Source organism: Enterococcus sp. DIV0756 (assembly GCF_051710745.1).
Lineage (GTDB): Bacteria > Bacillota > Bacilli > Lactobacillales > Enterococcaceae > Enterococcus_A.
Map to the genome: position 1 here is coordinate 307,781 of NZ_JBIOLF010000001.1, position 20,242 is coordinate 328,022.

Genomic DNA, 20,242 nt, shown 5'->3' on the forward strand with positions numbered 1-20,242 from the left:
GAATGATAAAAATGAAAAATGCAGTCAAACAAGAATTATTTAAACTAATGAAGCAACAGCTTATTTTGAAACAAACAATGATTTTGAGTGGATTAATATTTCTTTTTTCTATTGTAACCAAATTTAATAATTTTAAGGTGTTATCGGCAGAGAATTTGGTGGCAACTTGTTTTAACAGCGGTTGGTTGATTGTTTTCTTTATGGTATATCTGGCTAGTCAAACCTTTTCTATGGAATTTAGGTTTGGTACAATTAAAAACTTGTTAAAAAAAAATCAACAGCGTCGGATAATTTTCTTCAGTAAATTAGTTACCTTGGTAGGATACTCAGTATATTTAAATGTAGTATCGATGACAGCGACTATCTGTCTAAGTATGATTTTGTTCCCTGAAATTTCGCTGAATCAAACGGAAGTGCTCCGCGTCTTGTTTACTAATTTACTTGGAAATTTTATTGGAATGTGGCTATTCGCTAGTCTGTCATTAATGATTTCTTTAGCGGTATCGAATGAATCGCTGGCAAGCATATTGGGAATTGCGACTTATTTTCTCTCTTCAATGCTTGCAGGAATACAATTTATGGTGTTAGATCAAATTAATTGGTTACGTTGGAATCCGCTAAATATGTTAAATCTAAGCAATCAGTTATCGAATAGCAATATAGAAAAGTTAACACAATTAGCGACGAGTCAATTATTAATTGGTAATCTAGTGTATATTATAAGCTTTCTCTTGATTGCTAGCTTCTTATTTAGTCGAAAAAAAGTTTAACTAATGTGATATCATCGAATTTAGCATTATGAGTGATGCAGAGAGGAGCAGACATGAATAAATTCTACTTATTTCCTAAGGGAGAGGTACTTAGCTCTATTATCTGGATGATCTTTCTACTGATTCCCATTCTATCTTTAATTCCTTTTGATAACTTTGAAAAACAATTCTCGGGAATGCTGATAGTGCTGTTTAGCTGGTTTTACAGGAATACGCTTTTTCAAGGAAAATATTTTATTTACTGGTTGATGGGTCAATATCTAATTGCAGCATTTTATGCTTTGGAACTAGGATATATCTATCTATTTATGTTTCCAGCATGGCAACTCGGCTTTGGTTTTACTAAGATAAAAAAAACGACCTTTTGGTTATTGTTTTTTGGGCAATCAGGATTAATTGTATTGAGCTTATTTTTGGGACTTATTGAAGAAACAGCCTTTAGAAGTAATCAGTTGAGGATATCAATTCTTTTCGGTTTATTTACCATCATTGCTCCCTTGCCGGGACGGGAATTTCAGAAATCGATGGAGCAGCGAAAGCAATTGTATCAGGCTAATCAAAGGATGGAGGCTGTGATTAAAGGGGAGGAACGCAATCGGATTGCAAGAGAATTGCATGATTCTTTAGGCCAATCATTGTCCATAATGACTCTCAAGCTTGATTTGGCACAAAAAATTATAATAAAAAATCCGCAAATAGCTGCGGATGAGTTGCAGGAAATAGAACAGCTTTCTCGTTCAACTTTGAAAACTGTTCGGGAAATTGTTTCAGATATGCGAAAACGCTCGGTTAGGGAAGAATTGATTGAAATAAACCAAGCCTTGACAGCGGCCCAAATTATTTTGTCTACTGAAAATGAAGAACTGGCTAACGACTTGTCGGCTAATCAACAAAACGAAATTAGTAATGTTTTGCGAGAAGCTGTAACTAACATTATCCGTCATAGCAAAGCGACCTTTTGTAAAATCATCTTTACTATTGAAGCCGGTTGGTTTAAGCTTTCGATTGAGGACAATGGAATTGGTACAAAGGGATTGATCGCTGGAAATGGAGTTACCGGAATGATTGAACGAATTGAGAATGTACAAGGCACAATTTTAATACTGGATGATCAAGGAACCTCCATTCGTATTTCGGTTCCTTTGAAGGAGGCTTTGCATGATTAGAATACTTATTGCTGAAGATCAGGGACTGTTGTCATCAGTGTTGGCGACGATTTTGAATTTAGAAGATGATTTGGAAGTCGTTGGAACAGCCAAAGATGGGGCAGAAGCGACATTGATGTTAAGACAACTGAAACCAGATATCTTATTAACGGATATTGAAATGCCTCACAAGACTGGCTTGGAGCTAGCGGAGGAATTGAAAGAAAGCTCAATCAAGGTAATGATTTTAACTACCTTTGCTCGCAATGGTTATTTTGAAAAAGCAGTGGATGCTAAGGTTTCTGCCTATTTATTAAAAGATACCCCTAGTGAAGAGCTGATAGAACATATCCACTCGACAATGAATGGCAAAGTGTATTATGAATCTTCCTTAATTACAGGTTATATGAATAATCAAAGAAATCCCTTGACCCCAAAGGAGCAAGAAATTCTGACATTGATTGCTATGGGAGCTACCTCCATGGATATTTCGACTCGGTTGTATTTAACAGATGGAACAATTCGTAATTATATTTCGGAGATTATTAGCAAACTAGGAGCTAAAAATCGGGTCGAAGCGGCTGCAAAGGCTAAAGAAAAAGGCTGGGTGTAAAATAAAAGTCTGGAAGATCAAAGTGATGATCTTTCAGGCTTTTGTTCTCGGATTTGATTCGTTTAACACTTCTTATAAGCTTTGAATAGAAAGTTGCAAAAGCGGGGTAAAACCAGTATTATGATACAAGTTGCAGACTTATACATAGATAGGAATTTCGTTAAAGAATCGAATTTTCTTTGTCGATAGACTCAGCAAAGGTCAAGTTTTATGCGGGAAGTCTTTGACGGATTCACTATAGAAGAAAGTAGGAAATTAAATGACTGAACCTGCCATTTCTTATCGTTTAATAAAGAAAGAAAAACATACCGGAGCACGTCTAGGCGAGATCATTACGCCTCATGGAACATTTCCGACTCCGATGTTCATGCCAGTAGGCACGCTGGCGACTGTTAAAACCATGTCACCTGAAGAATTAAAAGAAATGGGGGCCGGTATTATCTTAAGTAATACCTACCACCTATGGCTACGTCCTGGAGAAGATCTAGTCGCAGAAGCAGGCGGCTTACACAAATTTATGAATTGGGATCAACCGATTTTGACTGATTCAGGCGGCTTCCAAGTCTTCTCGCTAGCGGATATGCGCAATATCGTTGAAGAAGGGGTGCATTTCAAGAACCATTTGAATGGTTCGAAAATGTTCTTATCACCAGAAAAAGCCATCGACATCCAAAATAAATTAGGCTCTGATATCATGATGAGCTTTGACGAATGTCCTCCATTCGATGAAAGCTATGATTACGTGAAGAAATCAGTAGAGCGTACGTCCCGTTGGGCTGAACGAGGCTTAAAGGCCCATGCCAACCCAGCAACCCAAGGATTGTTCGGGATTATCCAAGGTGCTGGTTTTGAAGACCTGCGTCGTCAAAGCGCGAAAGATCTAGTCAGCATGGATTTCCCTGGCTACTCGATCGGCGGGCTTTCAGTCGGTGAACCCAAAGAAGAAATGAACCGGGTATTAGAATTCACCACACCGTTGATACCAGAAAACAAACCACGCTACTTGATGGGCGTTGGTGCGGCTGATTCATTGATCGATGGCGTGATTCGCGGCGTGGATATGTTTGACTGTGTCTTACCTACGCGTATCGCCCGCAATGGTACTTGTATGACTTCTGCTGGACGTTTAGTGGTTAAGAATGCGAAGTTTGCTCATGATTTTCGTCCGTTGGATGAAAAATGTGATTGCTACACTTGTCGTAATTACACACGAGCGTACATTCGCCACTTGATTCATTGTGATGAGACTTTTGGTATTCGTTTGACTTCGTATCATAATCTGTATTTCTTGATCAACTTGATGAAACAAGTTCGCCAAGCAATTATGGATGATAATTTATTAGAATTCCGTGAAGCCTTTTTTGAAGAGTATGGTTTTAACAAGCAAAACGCAAAAAGTTTCTAAAGTCTGGTTAAAAATGCTAGTGAAAGACTGAAAACTTTGTTACAGTTAAAAGGAATTACTTTAGAAGGCGAGGAATTTTAAAATGGGCGGAAGCTTTTCAATGATTATCTTGCTTGTGTTGATGCTGGGAATGTTCTTCTTTATGAATCGTTCTCAAAAGAAACAACAGCAAGAACGTCAAAATTTATTAGATGCAATGAAGGTTGGAGATAGCGTAGTTACGATCGGTGGATTACACGGTATGATCTCTGAAATCAACAATAGCGACAAAACAGTGACATTAGACTGTGAAGGGATTTACTTAGTATTTGACCGTGCTTCTATCAGAACGGTAAAATCTAGTGTACGTCCAGCTGCAGCCGCAGTTGAACCAGCCGCAGTTGAACCTGAAACAACAGAACCTACCGAACCAGTTATCGAAGAAAAACCTGAAGATAAAACAGAAAATACGACAGAAGAAAAGTAAGCGCGTTTTCTTCTTCAAATAATTTCTGCGAAAGGTACGTATGTCTATACATACGTGCCTTTTTTTGCAGTCTTTTTTTCAGTTGAACACAGCCCCTATCGAAACTCGTCAACAAAAAACCAGATTGCTTATTATAAGTTAAAAATAAGAAATATAAGTTTAGAAAAAAGCCCCCAGCTTCCGCGAATAGTTTGAGAAAATAATAAAAAGCAGGTATTGGAGGGGGAAAGAATGAAAGAAAGGAATAAATTGCCGATGCTTGTCCTGCTGATGCTTTTAAGCTCTTATTTCGTTTTTTACATAATAGCTTTAAGCACAGTATTCTCGAGCACGTCACTAGCAGCGAGGGACCTCACGGAGCAAGTAAGTATTTTAGGATTGAACATAGGAAAAGAGAATGGAAGCCAGGTTTCAACAGAAAACAAGATTCAGGTAAACGAAACGCTTATTTTTAGCTATGCATTGAAGATCGATCAAGAGCAAGAGATTGAAGCTGGAGATACCTTTCGCTTATCGTTGCCGGATGCTGCGTATCTTCGAATTCAAAAGGATGCTTCAGGAATACGATTGAAAAATTCTTTGACAGGCGAAGCAGTGGGGCAGGCTTCTTTGACAGCAAGTGATTTGGCCGTCTCCATTAATGAATTTGGCGCAAAGCAAAAAGAGCTGAATGCGCTTCAACTGAGTATCAAAATGAAAGCCATAAAGGCAGGAAGCGGGATTGATGCTGGAGGCACTGCTTCAGGAAAAATACCGAAATTGGAGATCGTCGAGTCAAATGAGTCATCAGCTGACTTAATTCAAGCTGAAGCAAAGGTAGAAGGTACAGGCAAGCTAGCGATCGCTAGAAATTTTGAATATGTAATCGTCGATCAATCAGATAGAGGAAAACCAATTGCGTATGGCATGACTGAAAGAAAGCTAGCTCAGAAAGGCGAAATGGTAACGGTTGATTTTTATCACGAGAAGACGGTCGAAGGCAGTTTCAAGGATAAAATAGAGGGAAAGACAGAGTGGAGCAGACTGCTAAAAAATACTCATAGTTATTTGATTCGCGAAGTGTCTGATCCTGAGTATACTGCTGTGATTACTGGGGGAATCGGTGAAGGGAATCGATATGATTTTCAAGTCGAGAAAACTCAAGTGGTTCGTTTTTCAATCATAAATCAACTGATACCACAGGGGCAGCTGTCGAATAAGTTATCGGATGTTTCAAAGGCAGTGATTCCTCCCTTTAAAGCAGAAAAGCAGAGCGCATCTCTGGTCAAAGGTCTAGAAAAACAAACGAATTCAGTAAAGGAAGCGACAGCGCCTTCTTCAACAAATAGTTCTGATAAGGCGACTAAAGAAGTAGAAGGAATCAATCTAACGAAAATAGATTCAACGACAGGAGAAAAATTAAGGGGGGCTGAATTCGAATTAAAGAATGCAGCCGGCGAAAAAATGTACCTTAGAAAGGAATTGATCACGGATGAGAATGGTTTGCTTCATATCAATTCCTTACCTGACGGTGAATATTCATTAGTAGAAATAAGTGCACCAGAGGGCTATGTACTCGATAGTGAACCGTTGAAGTTTACGGTTTCCGAGAAAGATAAACGAATATCCCTAACGAAAGAGAATGTAAAGGAGGAGGGTTCCGCTCCAGTCAAAAAAGAATTCCCAAAATCATCGGAAACAAAAGAAGGAACTAGCAGTCAGCAGGCAAGTGGCTCTAGCGCGAGTTCAAAGAAACAATACCCAGGAACAGGATCCAGTGAAAATCAAGTGTTTACTGTTTTAGGTTTTGGGATACTGATGGCACTGTGGCTCTACCGAAGAAAAAAATGAACGACTGTTGGATGACTAGCAAAAATAATCTAGCTAAGTTGATCGTGCTAGAGCTGTTTGTTTAGCGATTTTTTAACGAGAGTAAAATAGAATGATACGGGCTGGTCAGGTGTCTATGAAAAAGCGGGCGTTGATATTAGAAGGAAGCAGCGGTTTTTAAACCGTTTGCTTCTTTTTTTAAAATTGTGAAAAAAGTTCTTCTGCGAAGGTTTTATAAGTCTAAAGTACTATAAAAAGCAGATGTTCAATAATTATTGATATGATGGCATTTGTTAAGAATAAAATATGGTGTGAAAAAAATCACAAAAACTGTTTACAAACGATTGACGGTGTTGTATGATGTGTATGTGAAAAGTAACACAAAAATTTTTAGGAGGATACACATGGCTAAAGCGATTGAAAAGGAAAAAGACGCAATCAGCGTTGAGCAAGTGATTGATGAATTAGCAGCAAAAGCAAACGTTGCTCTGAAAGAAATGGAAGATTTCGATCAAGAGAAGGTTGACCATATCGTTCACGAAATGGCAATGGCTGCACTAGACAAACACATGATGTTGGCAAAAATGGCGGTTGAAGAAACTGGTCGTGGGATTGTCGAAGATAAAGCAATCAAAAACATGTATGCATCAGAGTATATCTGGAACAGCATCAAACATGATAAAACAGTTGGCGTAATCGGCGAAGACAAACAAAAAGGATTGATTGAAGTTGCTGGACCAGTCGGCGTTGTTTGTGGTGTTACACCTACAACTAACCCAACGTCTACAACGATCTTTAAATCAATGATCGCATTGAAAACAGGGAATCCAATCGTATTTGCATTCCATCCAAGTGCTCAAAAATGTTCTGCTGAAGCTGCACGTATCGTTCGTGATGCTGCAATCGCGGCGGGCGCTCCTGAAAACTGTATCCAATGGATCGAAAAGCCATCGATCGACGCAACATCAATGTTAATGAACCACCCAGGCGTAGCAATCGTTCTTGCGACTGGCGGACCTGGCATGGTTAAATCAGCATACTCTACTGGTAAACCAGCTTTAGGTGTTGGTGCTGGTAACGTACCTTCATATATCGAGAAAACAGCAAAAATCAAGCGCGCAGTAAACGACTTGATCGTATCAAAATCATTTGATAACGGCATGATCTGTGCTTCTGAACAAGCAGTGATCGTTGACAAAGAAGTCTACGAAGAAGTAAAAGCGGAATTCCAAGCACATCAAGTATACGTTGTGAAAAAAGCGGAATTGAAGAGATTAGAAGACGCTGTTATGAACGAAGGCAAATATGCAGTTAACCCTGCAATTGTTGGACATTCAGCTGAAGATATTGCACAACGTGCAGGCATCAAAGTTCCTGCCGGCACAAAGATTCTGATTGCAGAATTAGATGGTGTTGGTGCTGATTATCCATTATCTCGTGAAAAACTTTCTCCAGTTTTAGCTATGATCAAAGCAAACGATCATCAACATGGCTTCGATCTTTGCCAAGGCATGCTTGAATTAGGCGGATTAGGACATACAGCAGTTATCCATACTGAAGACGAAGACTTACAAGTGAAATTTGGTTTGCGTATGAAAGCTTGCCGTGTATTAGTAAATTCACCATCTGCTGAAGGCGGTATCGGTGATATCTACAATGAAATGATCCCATCATTGACACTTGGTTGTGGTTCATACGGTAAGAACTCTGTATCTAAGAACGTATCTGCTATTAACTTAATCAATGTTAAAACTATAGCGAAACGGAGAAATAATATGCAATGGTTTAAATTACCATCAAAAATTTACTTTGAAAAGAACTCTCTATTATACTTGACTCAAATGGAAAATGTGGAACGTGTCATGTTAGTTTGTGACCCAGGTATGGTTCAATTTGGCTATGCAGACATCGTTCGCGAAGTTCTTGGACGTCGCACAAATGACGTGAAAATCGAAGTATTCTCTGATGTTGAACCTAACCCTTCAACAAATACTGTTTACAAAGGTTTAGAAATGTTCAACGAATTCCAACCTGATACAGTAATCGCTCTTGGTGGTGGTTCTGCAATGGATGCGGCGAAAGGAATGTGGATGTTCTTTGAACACCCAGACACTTCATTCTTTGGCGCGAAACAAAAATTCTTGGATATCCGTAAACGTACGTACAATATCGGCAAACCTGAAAAGACTCAGTTCGTATGTATCCCGACAACTTCTGGTACAGGTTCTGAAGTAACACCATTTGCCGTTATCACAGATAGCGAAACACACGTGAAATACCCATTAGCAGACTACGCGTTGACACCAGACGTAGCAATCGTTGACCCTCAATTCGTTATGACGGTACCTGCTTCAGTAACTGCGGATACTGGTATGGACGTATTGACACATGCGATCGAGTCTTATGTATCGGTTATGGCATCTGACTACACTCGCGGATTGAGCTTACAAGCAATCAAGATCGTCTTTGAAAACCTTGAAAAATCTGTTAAAACGGCTGATCCAGAAGCACGTGAAAAAATGCATAACGCTTCAGCTATGGCTGGTATGGCCTTTGCCAATGCATTCTTGGGAATTTGTCACTCAATCGCTCATAAGATCGGTGGAGAATACGGTATTCCTCACGGACGTACGAACGCAATTCTATTGCCTCATATCATCCGTTACAATGCGAAGGATCCGCAAAAACATGCGATGTTCCCTAAATATGACTACTTCCGTGCTGATGCAGACTATGCTGATATCGCTAAGTTCTTAGGACTTAAAGGCAACACGACAGCAGAATTAGTAGAAGCATTGATCGAAGCAGTGTACAACTTAGGAGCAACTTGTGGTATCGACATGAACTTGAAAGCACAAGGCGTGACTCAAGAAACATTGAATACAACAGTTGATCGTATGGCTGAATTGGCTTATGAAGACCAATGTACAACAGCAAATCCAAAAGAACCATTGATCAGCGAATTGAAAGAAATCATCGTAACAGCTTACGATTACAAAGCGTAAAAAGGTTGAAAGTCATTTGAAATCAGATTGTCTGATTTCAAATGGCTTTTTTTAACTATCTATTTCAGAATAGAGAATAAAGGATCTTAATGATTTCGAGAGAAATAACAATAATCGTTTTTGTTTAAAAAATTCATTTCTTTTATACAAAATGAACCTCTTTGATTGTTATAGGCTATAAAAAACGATAGACTAGAATTAGGATAAGAGGAAGGGTTCGAAGGGCATGGAGAAACTGAAACGAGAGATGAATGAGCTGGCTGAATCAACTGCGCGATTAGAGCTATTGATTGATTATTTAGTGAACGAAAAAAAATTAATGGCGAGTAAGTCTAACCATATTTTTATGCTAGATATGCAAGATTATGTCGCTGCGCTAAAAAAATTAACACCATCAGATTTAAAAAATTCTGTGGTACTTCCTGAAATCAAACAAATCAATCGTTTGCTTACACGGCAATATGAATTGATGAAAATGATTCAAAGGGACTATGCGCGCCTCGAAGCTCAGGGATCGATGCCAGAAGAGCTGCTCTTTGATGAAAATAAGAAAAAACATTTCAGACGCTTACAAGTTATTAATCAATTATTACTACAGGACAACATCTTTTTCCAATCGATGTTAGATGCTAAAAAAATCAGCGGCAATATCCGGATTGGTGAAAAGAAAAATTGGTTGCAGCGTCTTTTTAGAAAATAAACAATTTTTAACGAAACAGATCGCACGTTCGCATACTGAGCTTGCGGTCTTTTTTTTTGCTCAGGAATTGGCGCTCAGAGAAATAAACGGTTAAAAAGCATTGTGGTTATCTTTTGCGAATGATATGATGAATTTAAAATACATCAGATGAATTTGAAGGAGGTATTCATGAAAAATAGAAAAATAATTTTTGTCGTATGTATCGTCGCATTGAATTTACGATTGGGAATTTCTTCGATTCCACCGTTGATTGGCTTAATCAAACAGGATTTACTGCTGAGCAATTTTCAAGTCAGTTTGTTAACGAGTATTCCGGTAATTTGCATGGGGATCATGGCTTTTGGGGTTAAACGTATGCAGCAACAGCTGGGACGAGATTGGAGCATCTTGATTTGCTTGATTTTGTTGACCATCGGAATGGGCAGTCGGATGGTTTTCTCAAATTACTGGAGCTTGGTTGTTTCAGCCATTGTCATTGGGTTTGCTATTGCCATTATTGGGCCGTTATTATCTGGATTGATCAAGGAATATTTTCCGCAGCAAACAGGCTTACTGATTGGCGTCTATTCTATCAGTATGGGGGTCGGTTCGGCGGCGGCATCAAATTTCAGTCTTTCACTAGCGAAGAATTCATGGTCTTTTGCCCTAGGCAGTTGGAGTATTCTCACGCTAATTGCTGGAATCGTTTGGTTTTTTATTATGGGAAAACAAGCGACTCGATCAACGTTCACCCATGCTTCCAGCGGTTTTCCCTTAAAGAGAAGTCAGGCGTGGAAAATGGTTTTATTTTTTGGTCTTCAATCGGGAATGTTTTATGGTGTGAGTACCTGGTTGGTAGAGCTGCTTGTTCAAAAAGGCTTTTCTCGTGGGGAAGCAAGTCACTATTTAACCTTATTTGTTATCGTACAAATGTTTTTCAGCTTTATTATTCCTGTGTTGATGGATCATTGGGGGAGTACTAGAAGTTGGATTTTGCTTTGTGGTTGTCTAATTCTGTTAGGAGTTGGCTGTTTAATGACCACTGTCTCTTTGCTACTGATTATTGGGATCCTTCTGATTGGATTTGGCTTAGGCGGTTATTTTCCCATTGCGATGCTGCTGCCATTACAGGCAAGTGACGATCCATTGGAGGCCAGCTTATGGACAGGAATGGTTCAGTCTTTTGGCTACATCGTTGGGGGGATAATCCCGATTCTTTTAGGGTTTCTCGTAGATATTTTTCAATCCTTCGATGTCTTCTTATATGGTATGATTAGTTTGTGTGGCGGTGTTTTGCTGCTGACAATTCAAGGAAGAGGCTATGAACATGACGAAAAATCGGAGTCTAGTGAACGAGACGATTCGACAGCTGGAAAAATACATCGAGCAAAATGAATTATCAATTGGCGATAAGCTTCCGGTTGAAAAAGACTTGGCTGAAACGTTCGGAGTTGGACGTTCGACGTTGCGTGAAGCGGTTAAAATATTAGTTTATAGTAATGTTTTAGAGGTGAAGCAAGGTTCAGGAACCTTTGTTAAAAATGGGAGTATTGGTGAGTTTTCCACAGCAGATTTATTGCGTGCACGTTCAATGATCGAGCGTCAGGCAATTGTCTTGGCAGCGCGAAATCAAACAGACGAAGCGCTGCTCTGTTTAAAAGAAAGTTTGTTTCAACGGAATCAGCTGTTAGAAGTGGGGAAATTCTCAGAGTATATCGAAGCAGATCTGTCGTTTCATCAGCAACTCGTAGCAATGAGCGATAATCCATTCTTAATTAAATGGTACAATGAACTGTTGCCGTCACTTAAACGGCATTTAAGCCAACAAGTGTTGCGTATGGAAGAGTATCAGGATAATACCAGTATCCATAATCAACTCTATCGAGCGTTGCTTGAAGGGCAGGTAGAGGAAGCGCAGGCGCTGGTTCAAAAAAATATCTATACAGACGAAGAGGATGAGATCAAATGATCCCATCCTCTTCTTTTTGAATTAGCTGCGCATAGCCAATTTTTTATAATCAATTCCACGTGCTTGGCACCATTCCTTTGGTGCACCGCTAATAATCAGCGGATTACGGATCAAATCGGCAGTCGTCGCTTTATCCGTCATCAGATACAATCGATGGAGCTGCGTTTTCCAATCCTCGATCATTTCAATCGTCGCATCAATACCCTTGCTGATTAGGTGATCGAGAATCGTCGCGGAAATGCCCACCGCTTTTGCCCCTAGACAAAGTGCTTTGAAAATATCATAGGCATCGCGAATTCCACCGGAGGCAAGAATTGTCAGCTGATCAAATTCTTGGGCTTCTAATAGGGAAATCACGGTCGATTGTCCCCAGTCATCCAAATAGCTCAACTCTCGTTTTTTACGGCGAGCATTTTCAATTTGCGAGAAGCTAGTCCCACCACGCCCAGAAACATCTACAGCTTTTACACCCAGTGATTGGAATTGTTGAATGGACTCTCGGCTCATTCCGAAGCCAACTTCCTTCACGATCACCGGAACCTCTAATTCTTGGATGGTTTGCTGGATGTTTTGCGGCCACTCGTGAAAATCACGATCTCCTTCTGGCATAACAAGCTCCTGCGGTACATTTACATGAATCTGCATCCCGTCAGCCTGAAGCAGGTCGACGATTTTTTTGGCATCCTCACTCGTTCTGCCAGCTCCCATGTTGCCAAGGATCAAACCGTTGGGATTTACTTCGCGAACGACGCTGTAAGAATCAGACACGCTAGGATCTTTTAATGCGGCACTGACAGACCCAGTGGCCATCATCAGGTTCGTTTCACGAGCGATGATGGCTAAGTCGTGATTGATCTTTTTTGTTTTCTCGCTGCCCCCAGTCATGGCATTGATGTAGAAGGGGACGCTAAGCTGTAACCCTTGAAATTCTGTACGTAAATCGATGTCTTCTGGTTGAGACGCGACTAGGGAAGAGTGAACGATGCGAACGGCATCGAAATCATTTTCTTTTGGCTTTTGGTGGAAGGCTCGCGCCAAGGAAACATGTTCATCTTTACGATTCATAACGATCCTCCGTAAAATGATAGACGTGTAAAGGCAATGGCGTGATACCCGCTTTTTCCCATGAACTCATCAAAGGAAGAATTCCCGCGCGTTTATCAACGATCACAATTCCGCAATCGCCGCCGCCGGCACCAGAGGATTTTGCCGCACCGCCATATTGTTCCGCCAAATCATTCAGGCGTTTCAATTCTTCTGTTTCAATCGAAACATTGCTTAGGCTAGTCAATTGGTTGAGCAAACTACGATTTTTGCGGATCATTTTTTGGATCAAGGCCACATCGTTTTGCTTGAACCCTTGAATCATCTGGTCGACACATTCCTTGCTTTCCTGTAGAAAGTTCTCGTAGGACGTTTTCTTCTCGTCTCGAGATTGATGAACCTGATCGACTAAATCAGAAGTCGAAGCAGGACTGCCGGTCCAACCAATCAATAGGCGTAAATCTTCAGGCACATCTAACGGTTCGATCTTCAAGCTAGGCCATTCGCTTTCGATCAGCGTGGTTAGTTTTTCAGTTGCCAGTTTGTTTAGCACCCAATCATGGTCAAAGGTTGAAAAAGCTAGCCAGCCGCCATAACAGCTTGCCGCAATATCTCCACAAGAACCGTTTCCTTGAACGTTCAAATGCGCCAACGTAGCTAATTTGAACAATTCCAGCTGTGAAAGCTGTAAATCATAAAAGGCATTCAGGGCTTTGACCGTTGCAACCGTTACGGCACCGCTGGAACCTAAGCCGTACTTGCGACCGTTGGAATTATCCAGTTCACTGGTTACTTTCAAATCAAAGAAGGCCAGTTGTTTGCCTTTTTCCTGCGCGTACTTCTCCGTAAAGTGGATCGCCGCTAAAATATAGTGAAAAGGATTGTCGCGAATATCTAAAACCAATTCATTTTTACGTCGTGTCCAACGAATCGGCATGTCGCTATATTGGGCAGATTGAATACTGCCGCTTTTCTTAGCAGGACCAATCGAAACAGAAATGAATTGATCGATTGCTGCGATAATTGCGGGATGTCCCGGTTCTACTACCGCGTATTCACCGGCAATATATAATTTTCCAGGTGCTGTTACTTCGATCATTTCACTTCCTCCTCTGTCAAAATTTCAATTGCAGGACCCGCGTGGGCGACAACGAGCTGTTGCTTGCCCAATTGTTCTTTTAATGCGCGTAGTAACGCTTCTTCGTTTTTACGTTCGACTAAAATCTTCACATTCGGACCAGCATCCATCGTGAAGTAGCAAGGCAATCCGCTGTTTCTGATTTGACGAACAAGGGTCATCACCTTCATACTTTCCGCTGACCAATAAGTGAACGGTGGATTCGCCGCTAAAGTGGTTCCGTGCATTTTCAAGGCGCTTGATTCGGTTACTTCGCCTAAAGTAATAAAGTCTTTTTCAGCAATCGCTTGTTTCGCCTTAGCTAAATCTGTTGGGACTGTTTGCAGCCAACCGTCATAAAAAGCAGATGTTTCCACTGTCCGCTGCATCCCATCGCGACTTGAAACGTCTTTTTGCGCATCATTGACGACGACAAAAATCATACTCAAGTCATCTTCAAAGCTATCGCTAGGAATATTAACCGCATAAGAGGTCTCATCAGAGTCCCCTTTTTGCCATTCCGCAAAACCACCATAGATGCTGCGGCAAGCGGAACCTGAACCACGACGCGCGAGACGTGACAATTCCTCAGAAGAGAGCTCTAAATCTAATGCGGCACTTGCGGCACCTGCTAAAGCGGCCAACCCGCTAGCAGAAGAAGCTAAGCCTGCTGCAGTAGGGACGAAGTTTTGACTTTTAACGATCGCTCGCAGCGAACAACCCGCTTGATCGCGAATGACATTAAGAAAGCGACTCACTTTTAAGGTCGCTTTCGAATCTTGTTGTTGATTGTCTAAATAGAATTGGTCTTCTGTGATTTCTTCTGTAAAGGTCACGTGTGTTTCTGTATAAAAAGCATCCAATGTCAGCGATAAGCTGTTGTTCATTGGAATGATCAGTTCTTGGTCTTCCTTGCCCCAATATTTAATCAAAGCAATATTCGTGTATGCTCGAGCCTTACCACTAAACATGTGCGTAGACACCTAACCCTTCGATCCATGTATTTCGCGCGCCAGCATCTAATAAAATTTGCTGCAGCTGACGACCGCTAGTTTCATTTTCAGCTAACGCAATCATACACCCACCGCGTCCGCCGCCTGTTAATTTTGCTCCAAGTGCCTGATTTTCCAACGCTGTTTCAATTAAGTGATCCAAGTGATGATTACTGGTGCCCAATAGTCGTAACAGTCCCTGAGCTTGATTCATACAGTCACCTAAAATCTGCGGACGATTTTGTAAAATGGCCTTCTGAGCTTGACTAGTCAGCTGCCCCAAGGTTTGGATTTGTTGATTGGTTTCAAAAGGACGCAGCTCCATTAGCTTGGCGATATCTTTGACTGCTTTGCGGGTTTGTCCCTTTATACCAGTATCAGCTACCACTAAAAATGCATCCATATTTAGTTGGAAAGGCTGGAAGCCGATCCCTTTTTGATAAAGAATCGGTTCGGTTCCGCTAATAGTTGTCGCATCAATACCGCTAGGATTTCCATGGGCAACCGCTTCGGCCTGATTAACAAAATGTAATACCTTGTCCTGAGTAGCTGGTTCCTCCATCCAATCGAAAATAGCCCGTGTGATCGCAACTGCTACAGCCGCACTAGATCCCATGCCGCGTTCCGCTGGAATGGAGCTTTCGATTTTTAAATAGAAAGGTTCTGGAATTTTGAAATGCTTCACTAAATACCATAATAATACTGTCACGTTGCGCATTGTACTTGGCGCTTTTGAAAGTGGTCCGTGGAAGAAACTAGATTCGATCCATGATTCTAGTTTGTTCGCATGGATCGTTGCTTGGATACCGGTCCCTGAAAAGGGAAAGGCAATCGCAGGTTCTCCATAGACAACAGAGTGTTCCCCCATTAAGATAATTTTTCCGCTGGCATAACCCGTGCCAATCGATTTCATAAAAAAACCCCTATTTCGTTTTAGAATAATTCTTTCTCATGAGAAAAATAAAATATTCATGTTAATATTTATTTTAATTGAACCATTCTTATAGTGAAAAGAATTTGTTTTCTTTTTATCTTTTACTAAAATTGCGAATAGAATCCTTACATAATAGTAATTATCTATTTTAGCTTCCTACCCATTTTACTCAGAGAATGCCTACAAGTAAACGAAAGCACTGAAAAGTTTTTGAAAATCAGCGATTTTTTAAACATTCTTTAGAAGAAAAAAGTGATTTTTTTGACAAGTATTTTGATTGACGGTACAAGATATTGGGGGTATATTGGATAAGTTGAAAAATAATCACTATATTTTGTATGAAGCGAGTTGGAGGTTTATGAGCGTGATCGTATTAGCAGGAACCATTGGAGCAGGGAAATCAAGTTTGACCGCAATGCTGTCGGAGCATCTTGGGAGTCAGGCTTTTTATGAATCAATCGATGATAATGAGGTATTGCCGCTGTTTTATGCGGATCCAGAGCAATATGCTTTTTTATTGCAGATTTATTTTTTAAATAAACGTTTTGACAGCATCAAAAAAGCGATGCAGGATGACAATAATGTCCTAGATCGTTCAATCTATGAAGATTCTTTACTGTTTCATCTAAATGCCGATCTTGGTCGGGCAACGGAGACAGAAGTGAAGGTCTATGATGAATTATTGGCAAACATGATGCAGGAATTGCCTTATGCCGCCCACAAAAAGCATCCAGATCTATTGGTGCACATCCGTGTTTCTTTTGAAACGATGATGGAACGAATTCAAAAGCGCGGACGGGAATATGAACAATTGGAATTTGATCCAACCCTGTATGATTACTATAAAGAATTAAACAGTCGTTACGATCAATGGTACGAAGACTACAATGAAAGTCCTAAGATCCAAATCGACGGGGATCGATTGAATTTTGTTGATGATGCCGCTGCACGCGATGAAGTCATTCGCCTGATTGATGAGAAGATTTTAGAAGTTCAAGGTGCCACGGTAGAATAATGAAAAGATGCTTAATCATAATTGATTAAGCATCTTTTTTACCACCACTGCCTCAAAGGGTCTCAATATCATTGTTTTTCCCCAAGACGGCTCTTGGTAATTTGCCAATAATATAGTAACTGGTTTGTTTACCCAGCGATTGGGCAGCGTGATTGTCTGCGGCTGATCGCTCAAATTAGTGAGGATATACGCTTCCTCCGAGTCTAGTTTGCGGGTATAGGCCCAGACCTTGGGATGCTTGGCTAGTTCAATATGATAGCTGCCATTCAGGAAGACGGGCAAGGATTTTCTTAACGCGATCAACTTTTTATAATAGTTGAAAGGGGAGAAGGGATCTGCTTCTTGAAGCGCAACATTGATCTTATCCGTGTTAGGATTGAGCTTCATCCAAGGCAGGTTCGTTGAAAAGCCGCCGAAGTCAGTCCAATGCATGGGTGTCCGAGAATGGTCGCGGGTCCAATGGGTAGTTAGCCGTAGGGCTTCTTCGGGAGATAATCCCTTATCTAGCCAATCGTGATAAGCAGCTAAGGAATCGGTCGCGTTGACTTCCTCGATCGACTCAAAGGGGAAGTTCGTCATTCCTAATTCCTGTCCTTGATAAATGAAGGGTGTTCCTCTCAACAGCATATAAGCCGTGGCTAAGGCGGTTGCTGATTCGCGGGTTTCGTTGCCAAAGATTGAATTGCTGCGGGGGTTATCATGATTATCGGTATACAGCGCGTTCCATCCCAGGGGCTGCATATCCTTTTGCCAGCGGGATAGTACTTTCTTAAATCCCAGCAAATCTCCTGATTCAAAGCCGGGTTCCCCCGATCGAACCTGATGCTCCAGCTCGAAGATCATATCGATATAGCCGTCTTCTTCATTGGTCCAAAAGGGTGCTGTTTTACTATTGACTCCGCTTGCTTCGCCAACGGTCATAATGTCGTAACTACGGAAGATATCTCGCAATTCAGACATATACGTTTCGATACCAGCGACATTCATGAAAGGCGCCCAAGGGTTATCTGTGATTTTGAAATCCCAAGGTTCTTTTTGAATGTGACTGATCGCATCTAAACGAAACCCATCAATCCCAAAGTCCAGCCACCAGCGAATCATCTGGTAGATTTCTTCTCGCATCGCTGGATTTTTCCAGTTTAGATCAGGCTGTTCTTTAGCGAAAACGTGAAAATAAGCTTGCTTTGTATTCGCGTCATAGGTCCAGGTTGATCCGCCAAAAAAACTTTGCCAATTATTCGGCATTTTCTCTGGCGTCGCATCGGCCCATAAATAATAGTCGCGATAGGGATTGTCTTTGTCTTTTTTTGATTCGATAAACCAAGGATGTTGATCACTCGTGTGATTGACGACTAAATCCATAATAAGACGAATCCCAAGCTGATGAGCGGCTGCAAGCAAATCTTTTAAATCCTCAAGTGTTCCAAACTCAGGATTAACTGCCTGATAATCTGAGATATCATAGCCGTTGTCTACGTTGGGGCTCTTATAAATAGGATTGAGCCAAATAAAATCGATCCCCAGCTCCTTTAGATAGGGAAGTTTTGCCTGAATGCCTTTTAGATCACCAATCCCGTCATCGTTGCTATCCATAAAGCTGCGGGGATAAATCTGATACCCGGCAGCATTTTTCCACCATTTGCTCATGTTTCTTCTCCTAGTTCTACTACAAAGGCATCCCACGGCTCTAAGCGAATGGTTCGTTCACGGGGGATGTCAGTCGTGAAGTTTGAAATAATGACTCTTCCTAACGTTCCTTCGGGATAAGTAAACGTATGGGCGTCATTTGAAAAATTTGTGACAATCAGCCAGCGCTTGTCTTCGTAAATGCGAAGATAGCTAAAGACATCGTCGGCTGTCTCGGTTACTAATTTGTAATCGCCCCAGATCATGATCGACTGCTCTTTTCGTAGCTGGATCAATTTTTGGTAGGTATAGAAAATGGAGTCAGGATCACGTAAAGCCTGCATCACATTGATTTTAGGATAATTCGGTGCGACTGCGAGCCATGGGGTGCCTGCTGTAAAGCCAGCGTTGGGGGAAGCGTCCCACTGCATCGGTGTTCGTCCGTTGTCTCGCCCTTTTTGATTGATCGCGGCTAGAAGCGTTTCTTTGGATTTCCCGGCAGCGAGCTGTTCAGCATACATATTCCGGCTTTCGATATCTTCGACCTCTGTGATGTCCGTAACGACATGATTGGTCATACCAATTTCTTCTCCTTGATAAATGTAAGGCGTGCCTTTCATACAATGGAGTAAAATGGCTAGCAATTTCGCTGACTTTTCATGGTAATTCGTATCATTTCCCCAACGTGAGACAATACGAGGCAGGTCATGGTTATTCCAAAAAAGCGAATTCCAACCTTGATCGCCTAATTCGGTCTGCCATTTTGTAAAGACGTCCTTCAGTTCCTTGATCTGTAAGGGGCGGCTGTTCCACTTAGATTGTCCGGGCACTTCGTCTAAACCGATGTGTTCGAATTGAAAGACCATCGACAGCTCATTGCGTTCCGGATCAGAATAGCGCTTAGCGATCTCAGGGGTTGCCCCCCAGGTTTCTCCCACAGTCAGTAAATCTTTTCCGCCAAAGGTCGCCTGATTCATTTCCTGCAAATAGTCATGGAGCTTTGGTCCGTTGCTGGTAATTTCTTCGTCAGGAACTTTTCCGATCAGGTCAATCACGTCCATGCGAAAACCGCCGATCCCTTTATCAATCCAAAAATTCATCATATCGTACACTGCTTGTCGTACCGCCGGATTTGCCCAATTCAAATCTGGTTGTTTTTGGCTGAAAAGATGGAAGTAATACTGTTGCGTTACTTCATCATATTGCCAAGCAGGTCCGCTGAAAATACTTTTTAAATTATTAGGGTAGGTATCATGGACAGGATCACGCCAAATGTAGAACTCACGATAAGGATTGTCTTTTGCTTTTCGGGCTTCAACAAACCACTTGTGTTCATCACTGGTATGATTCACAACTAGGTCGAGGATGATTCGAATGTCACGTTCTTTTGCTGCTTGGATCAGCTGCTCCATCTCAGCCATCGTTCCGAATTCCTGCATAATTGCTTGATAATCTGAGATGTCATAGCCGTTATCATCGTTTGGACTTTGATAGACGGGGCTTAGCCAAATTGCGCCGACTCCCAGCTCCTGTAAATAATCAAGTCGTGAAATGATTCCTGCTAAATCACCGATGCCATCTCCATTTGTATCTTGAAAGCTACGTGGATAAATTTGGTAGACGACGACTTCTTGCCACCAATGACGCATATGC

Annotated in this window: 17 protein-coding genes; 11 read left to right on the top strand and 6 right to left on the bottom strand. The window is 41.2% G+C overall.

All coding sequences use genetic code 11. The features are described 5' to 3' along the window. Positions 1-11: 11 nt before the first annotated feature. The 10 genes from IGI44_RS01525 to IGI44_RS01570 all read left to right on the top strand — a co-directional run bounded on the left by IGI44_RS01525 (position 12) and on the right by IGI44_RS01570 (position 11,861). The gene (locus IGI44_RS01525; RefSeq protein ID WP_438785977.1) at positions 12-770 is read left to right on the top strand and encodes an ABC transporter permease; all 759 of its coding nucleotides are present in this window, start codon (positions 12-14) and stop codon (positions 768-770) included. A 53-nt stretch (positions 771-823) separates the two neighbouring features. After that, the gene (locus IGI44_RS01530) at positions 824-1,936 is read left to right on the top strand and encodes a sensor histidine kinase (protein ID WP_438785978.1); all 1,113 of its coding nucleotides are present in this window, start codon (positions 824-826) and stop codon (positions 1,934-1,936) included. Further along, a complete protein-coding gene (locus IGI44_RS01535; protein ID WP_438785979.1) occupies positions 1,929-2,528 on the top strand; it encodes a response regulator in 600 nt (199 codons plus the stop codon). Before IGI44_RS01530 ends, IGI44_RS01535 begins: the two co-directional genes overlap by 8 nt. Positions 2,529-2,787: 259 nt before the next feature. After that, on the top strand, positions 2,788-3,933 hold the full coding sequence (tgt, locus tag IGI44_RS01540; protein WP_438785980.1) for a tRNA guanosine(34) transglycosylase Tgt: 1,146 nt from the start codon (positions 2,788-2,790) through the stop codon (positions 3,931-3,933). Between the two features lie 100 nt (positions 3,934-4,033). Then, complete coding sequence (gene yajC, locus IGI44_RS01545; RefSeq protein ID WP_438788890.1) at positions 4,034-4,399, top strand: preprotein translocase subunit YajC; 366 nt, start codon at positions 4,034-4,036, stop codon at positions 4,397-4,399. A gap of 231 nt (positions 4,400-4,630) precedes the next feature. Beyond that, a complete protein-coding gene (locus IGI44_RS01550; RefSeq protein ID WP_438785981.1) occupies positions 4,631-6,229 on the top strand; it encodes an MSCRAMM family protein in 1,599 nt (532 codons plus the stop codon). A gap of 383 nt (positions 6,230-6,612) precedes the next feature. After that, positions 6,613-9,213 (top strand): bifunctional acetaldehyde-CoA/alcohol dehydrogenase, encoded by a 2,601-nt coding sequence (adhE, locus tag IGI44_RS01555; protein WP_438785982.1) that lies wholly within the window; start codon positions 6,613-6,615, stop codon positions 9,211-9,213. A 226-nt stretch (positions 9,214-9,439) separates the two neighbouring features. Continuing rightward, a complete protein-coding gene (locus IGI44_RS01560; RefSeq protein WP_438785983.1) occupies positions 9,440-9,913 on the top strand; it encodes a hypothetical protein in 474 nt (157 codons plus the stop codon). Positions 9,914-10,081: 168 nt separating this feature from the next. Continuing rightward, entirely contained in the window at positions 10,082-11,287 is a 1,206-nt protein-coding gene (locus IGI44_RS01565) for an MFS transporter (protein ID WP_438785984.1), read from the top strand. Then, the gene (locus IGI44_RS01570; RefSeq protein WP_438785985.1) at positions 11,220-11,861 is read left to right on the top strand and encodes a FadR/GntR family transcriptional regulator; all 642 of its coding nucleotides are present in this window, start codon (positions 11,220-11,222) and stop codon (positions 11,859-11,861) included. The genes IGI44_RS01565 and IGI44_RS01570 overlap by 68 nt, the downstream gene beginning before the upstream one ends. A gap of 21 nt (positions 11,862-11,882) precedes the next feature. Here the strand turns inward: IGI44_RS01570 and fni are convergent, their stop codons facing one another. The 4 genes from fni to mvk are packed head-to-tail and all read right to left on the bottom strand — an operon-like array spanning position 11,883 to position 15,927. Beyond that, positions 11,883-12,926, bottom strand: coding sequence for a type 2 isopentenyl-diphosphate Delta-isomerase (gene fni, locus IGI44_RS01575; protein ID WP_438785986.1), 1,044 nt, complete (start codon positions 12,924-12,926; stop codon positions 11,883-11,885). Further along, positions 12,916-14,004, bottom strand: coding sequence for a phosphomevalonate kinase (locus tag IGI44_RS01580; RefSeq protein ID WP_438785987.1), 1,089 nt, complete (start codon positions 14,002-14,004; stop codon positions 12,916-12,918). The genes fni and IGI44_RS01580 overlap by 11 nt, the downstream gene beginning before the upstream one ends. After that, a complete protein-coding gene (mvaD, locus tag IGI44_RS01585) occupies positions 14,001-14,993 on the bottom strand; it encodes a diphosphomevalonate decarboxylase (protein WP_438785988.1) in 993 nt (330 codons plus the stop codon). The genes IGI44_RS01580 and mvaD overlap by 4 nt, the downstream gene beginning before the upstream one ends. Further along, complete coding sequence (gene mvk / locus IGI44_RS01590; protein ID WP_438785989.1) at positions 14,986-15,927, bottom strand: mevalonate kinase; 942 nt, start codon at positions 15,925-15,927, stop codon at positions 14,986-14,988. Before mvk ends, mvaD begins: the two co-directional genes overlap by 8 nt. Positions 15,928-16,306: 379 nt before the next feature. Between mvk and IGI44_RS01595 the strand changes: the two genes are divergently transcribed. After that, a complete protein-coding gene (locus IGI44_RS01595) occupies positions 16,307-16,963 on the top strand; it encodes a deoxynucleoside kinase (protein WP_438785990.1) in 657 nt (218 codons plus the stop codon). Between the two features lie 15 nt (positions 16,964-16,978). Here IGI44_RS01595 and IGI44_RS01600 read toward each other — a convergent pair whose 3' ends face one another. Both IGI44_RS01600 and IGI44_RS01605 read right to left on the bottom strand, forming a co-directional pair. Further along, positions 16,979-18,610, bottom strand: coding sequence for a glycoside hydrolase family 13 protein (locus tag IGI44_RS01600; protein ID WP_438785991.1), 1,632 nt, complete (start codon positions 18,608-18,610; stop codon positions 16,979-16,981). After that, entirely contained in the window at positions 18,607-20,238 is a 1,632-nt protein-coding gene (locus tag IGI44_RS01605) for a glycoside hydrolase family 13 protein (RefSeq protein WP_438785992.1), read from the bottom strand. Before IGI44_RS01605 ends, IGI44_RS01600 begins: the two co-directional genes overlap by 4 nt. Positions 20,239-20,242 lie beyond the last annotated feature (4 nt).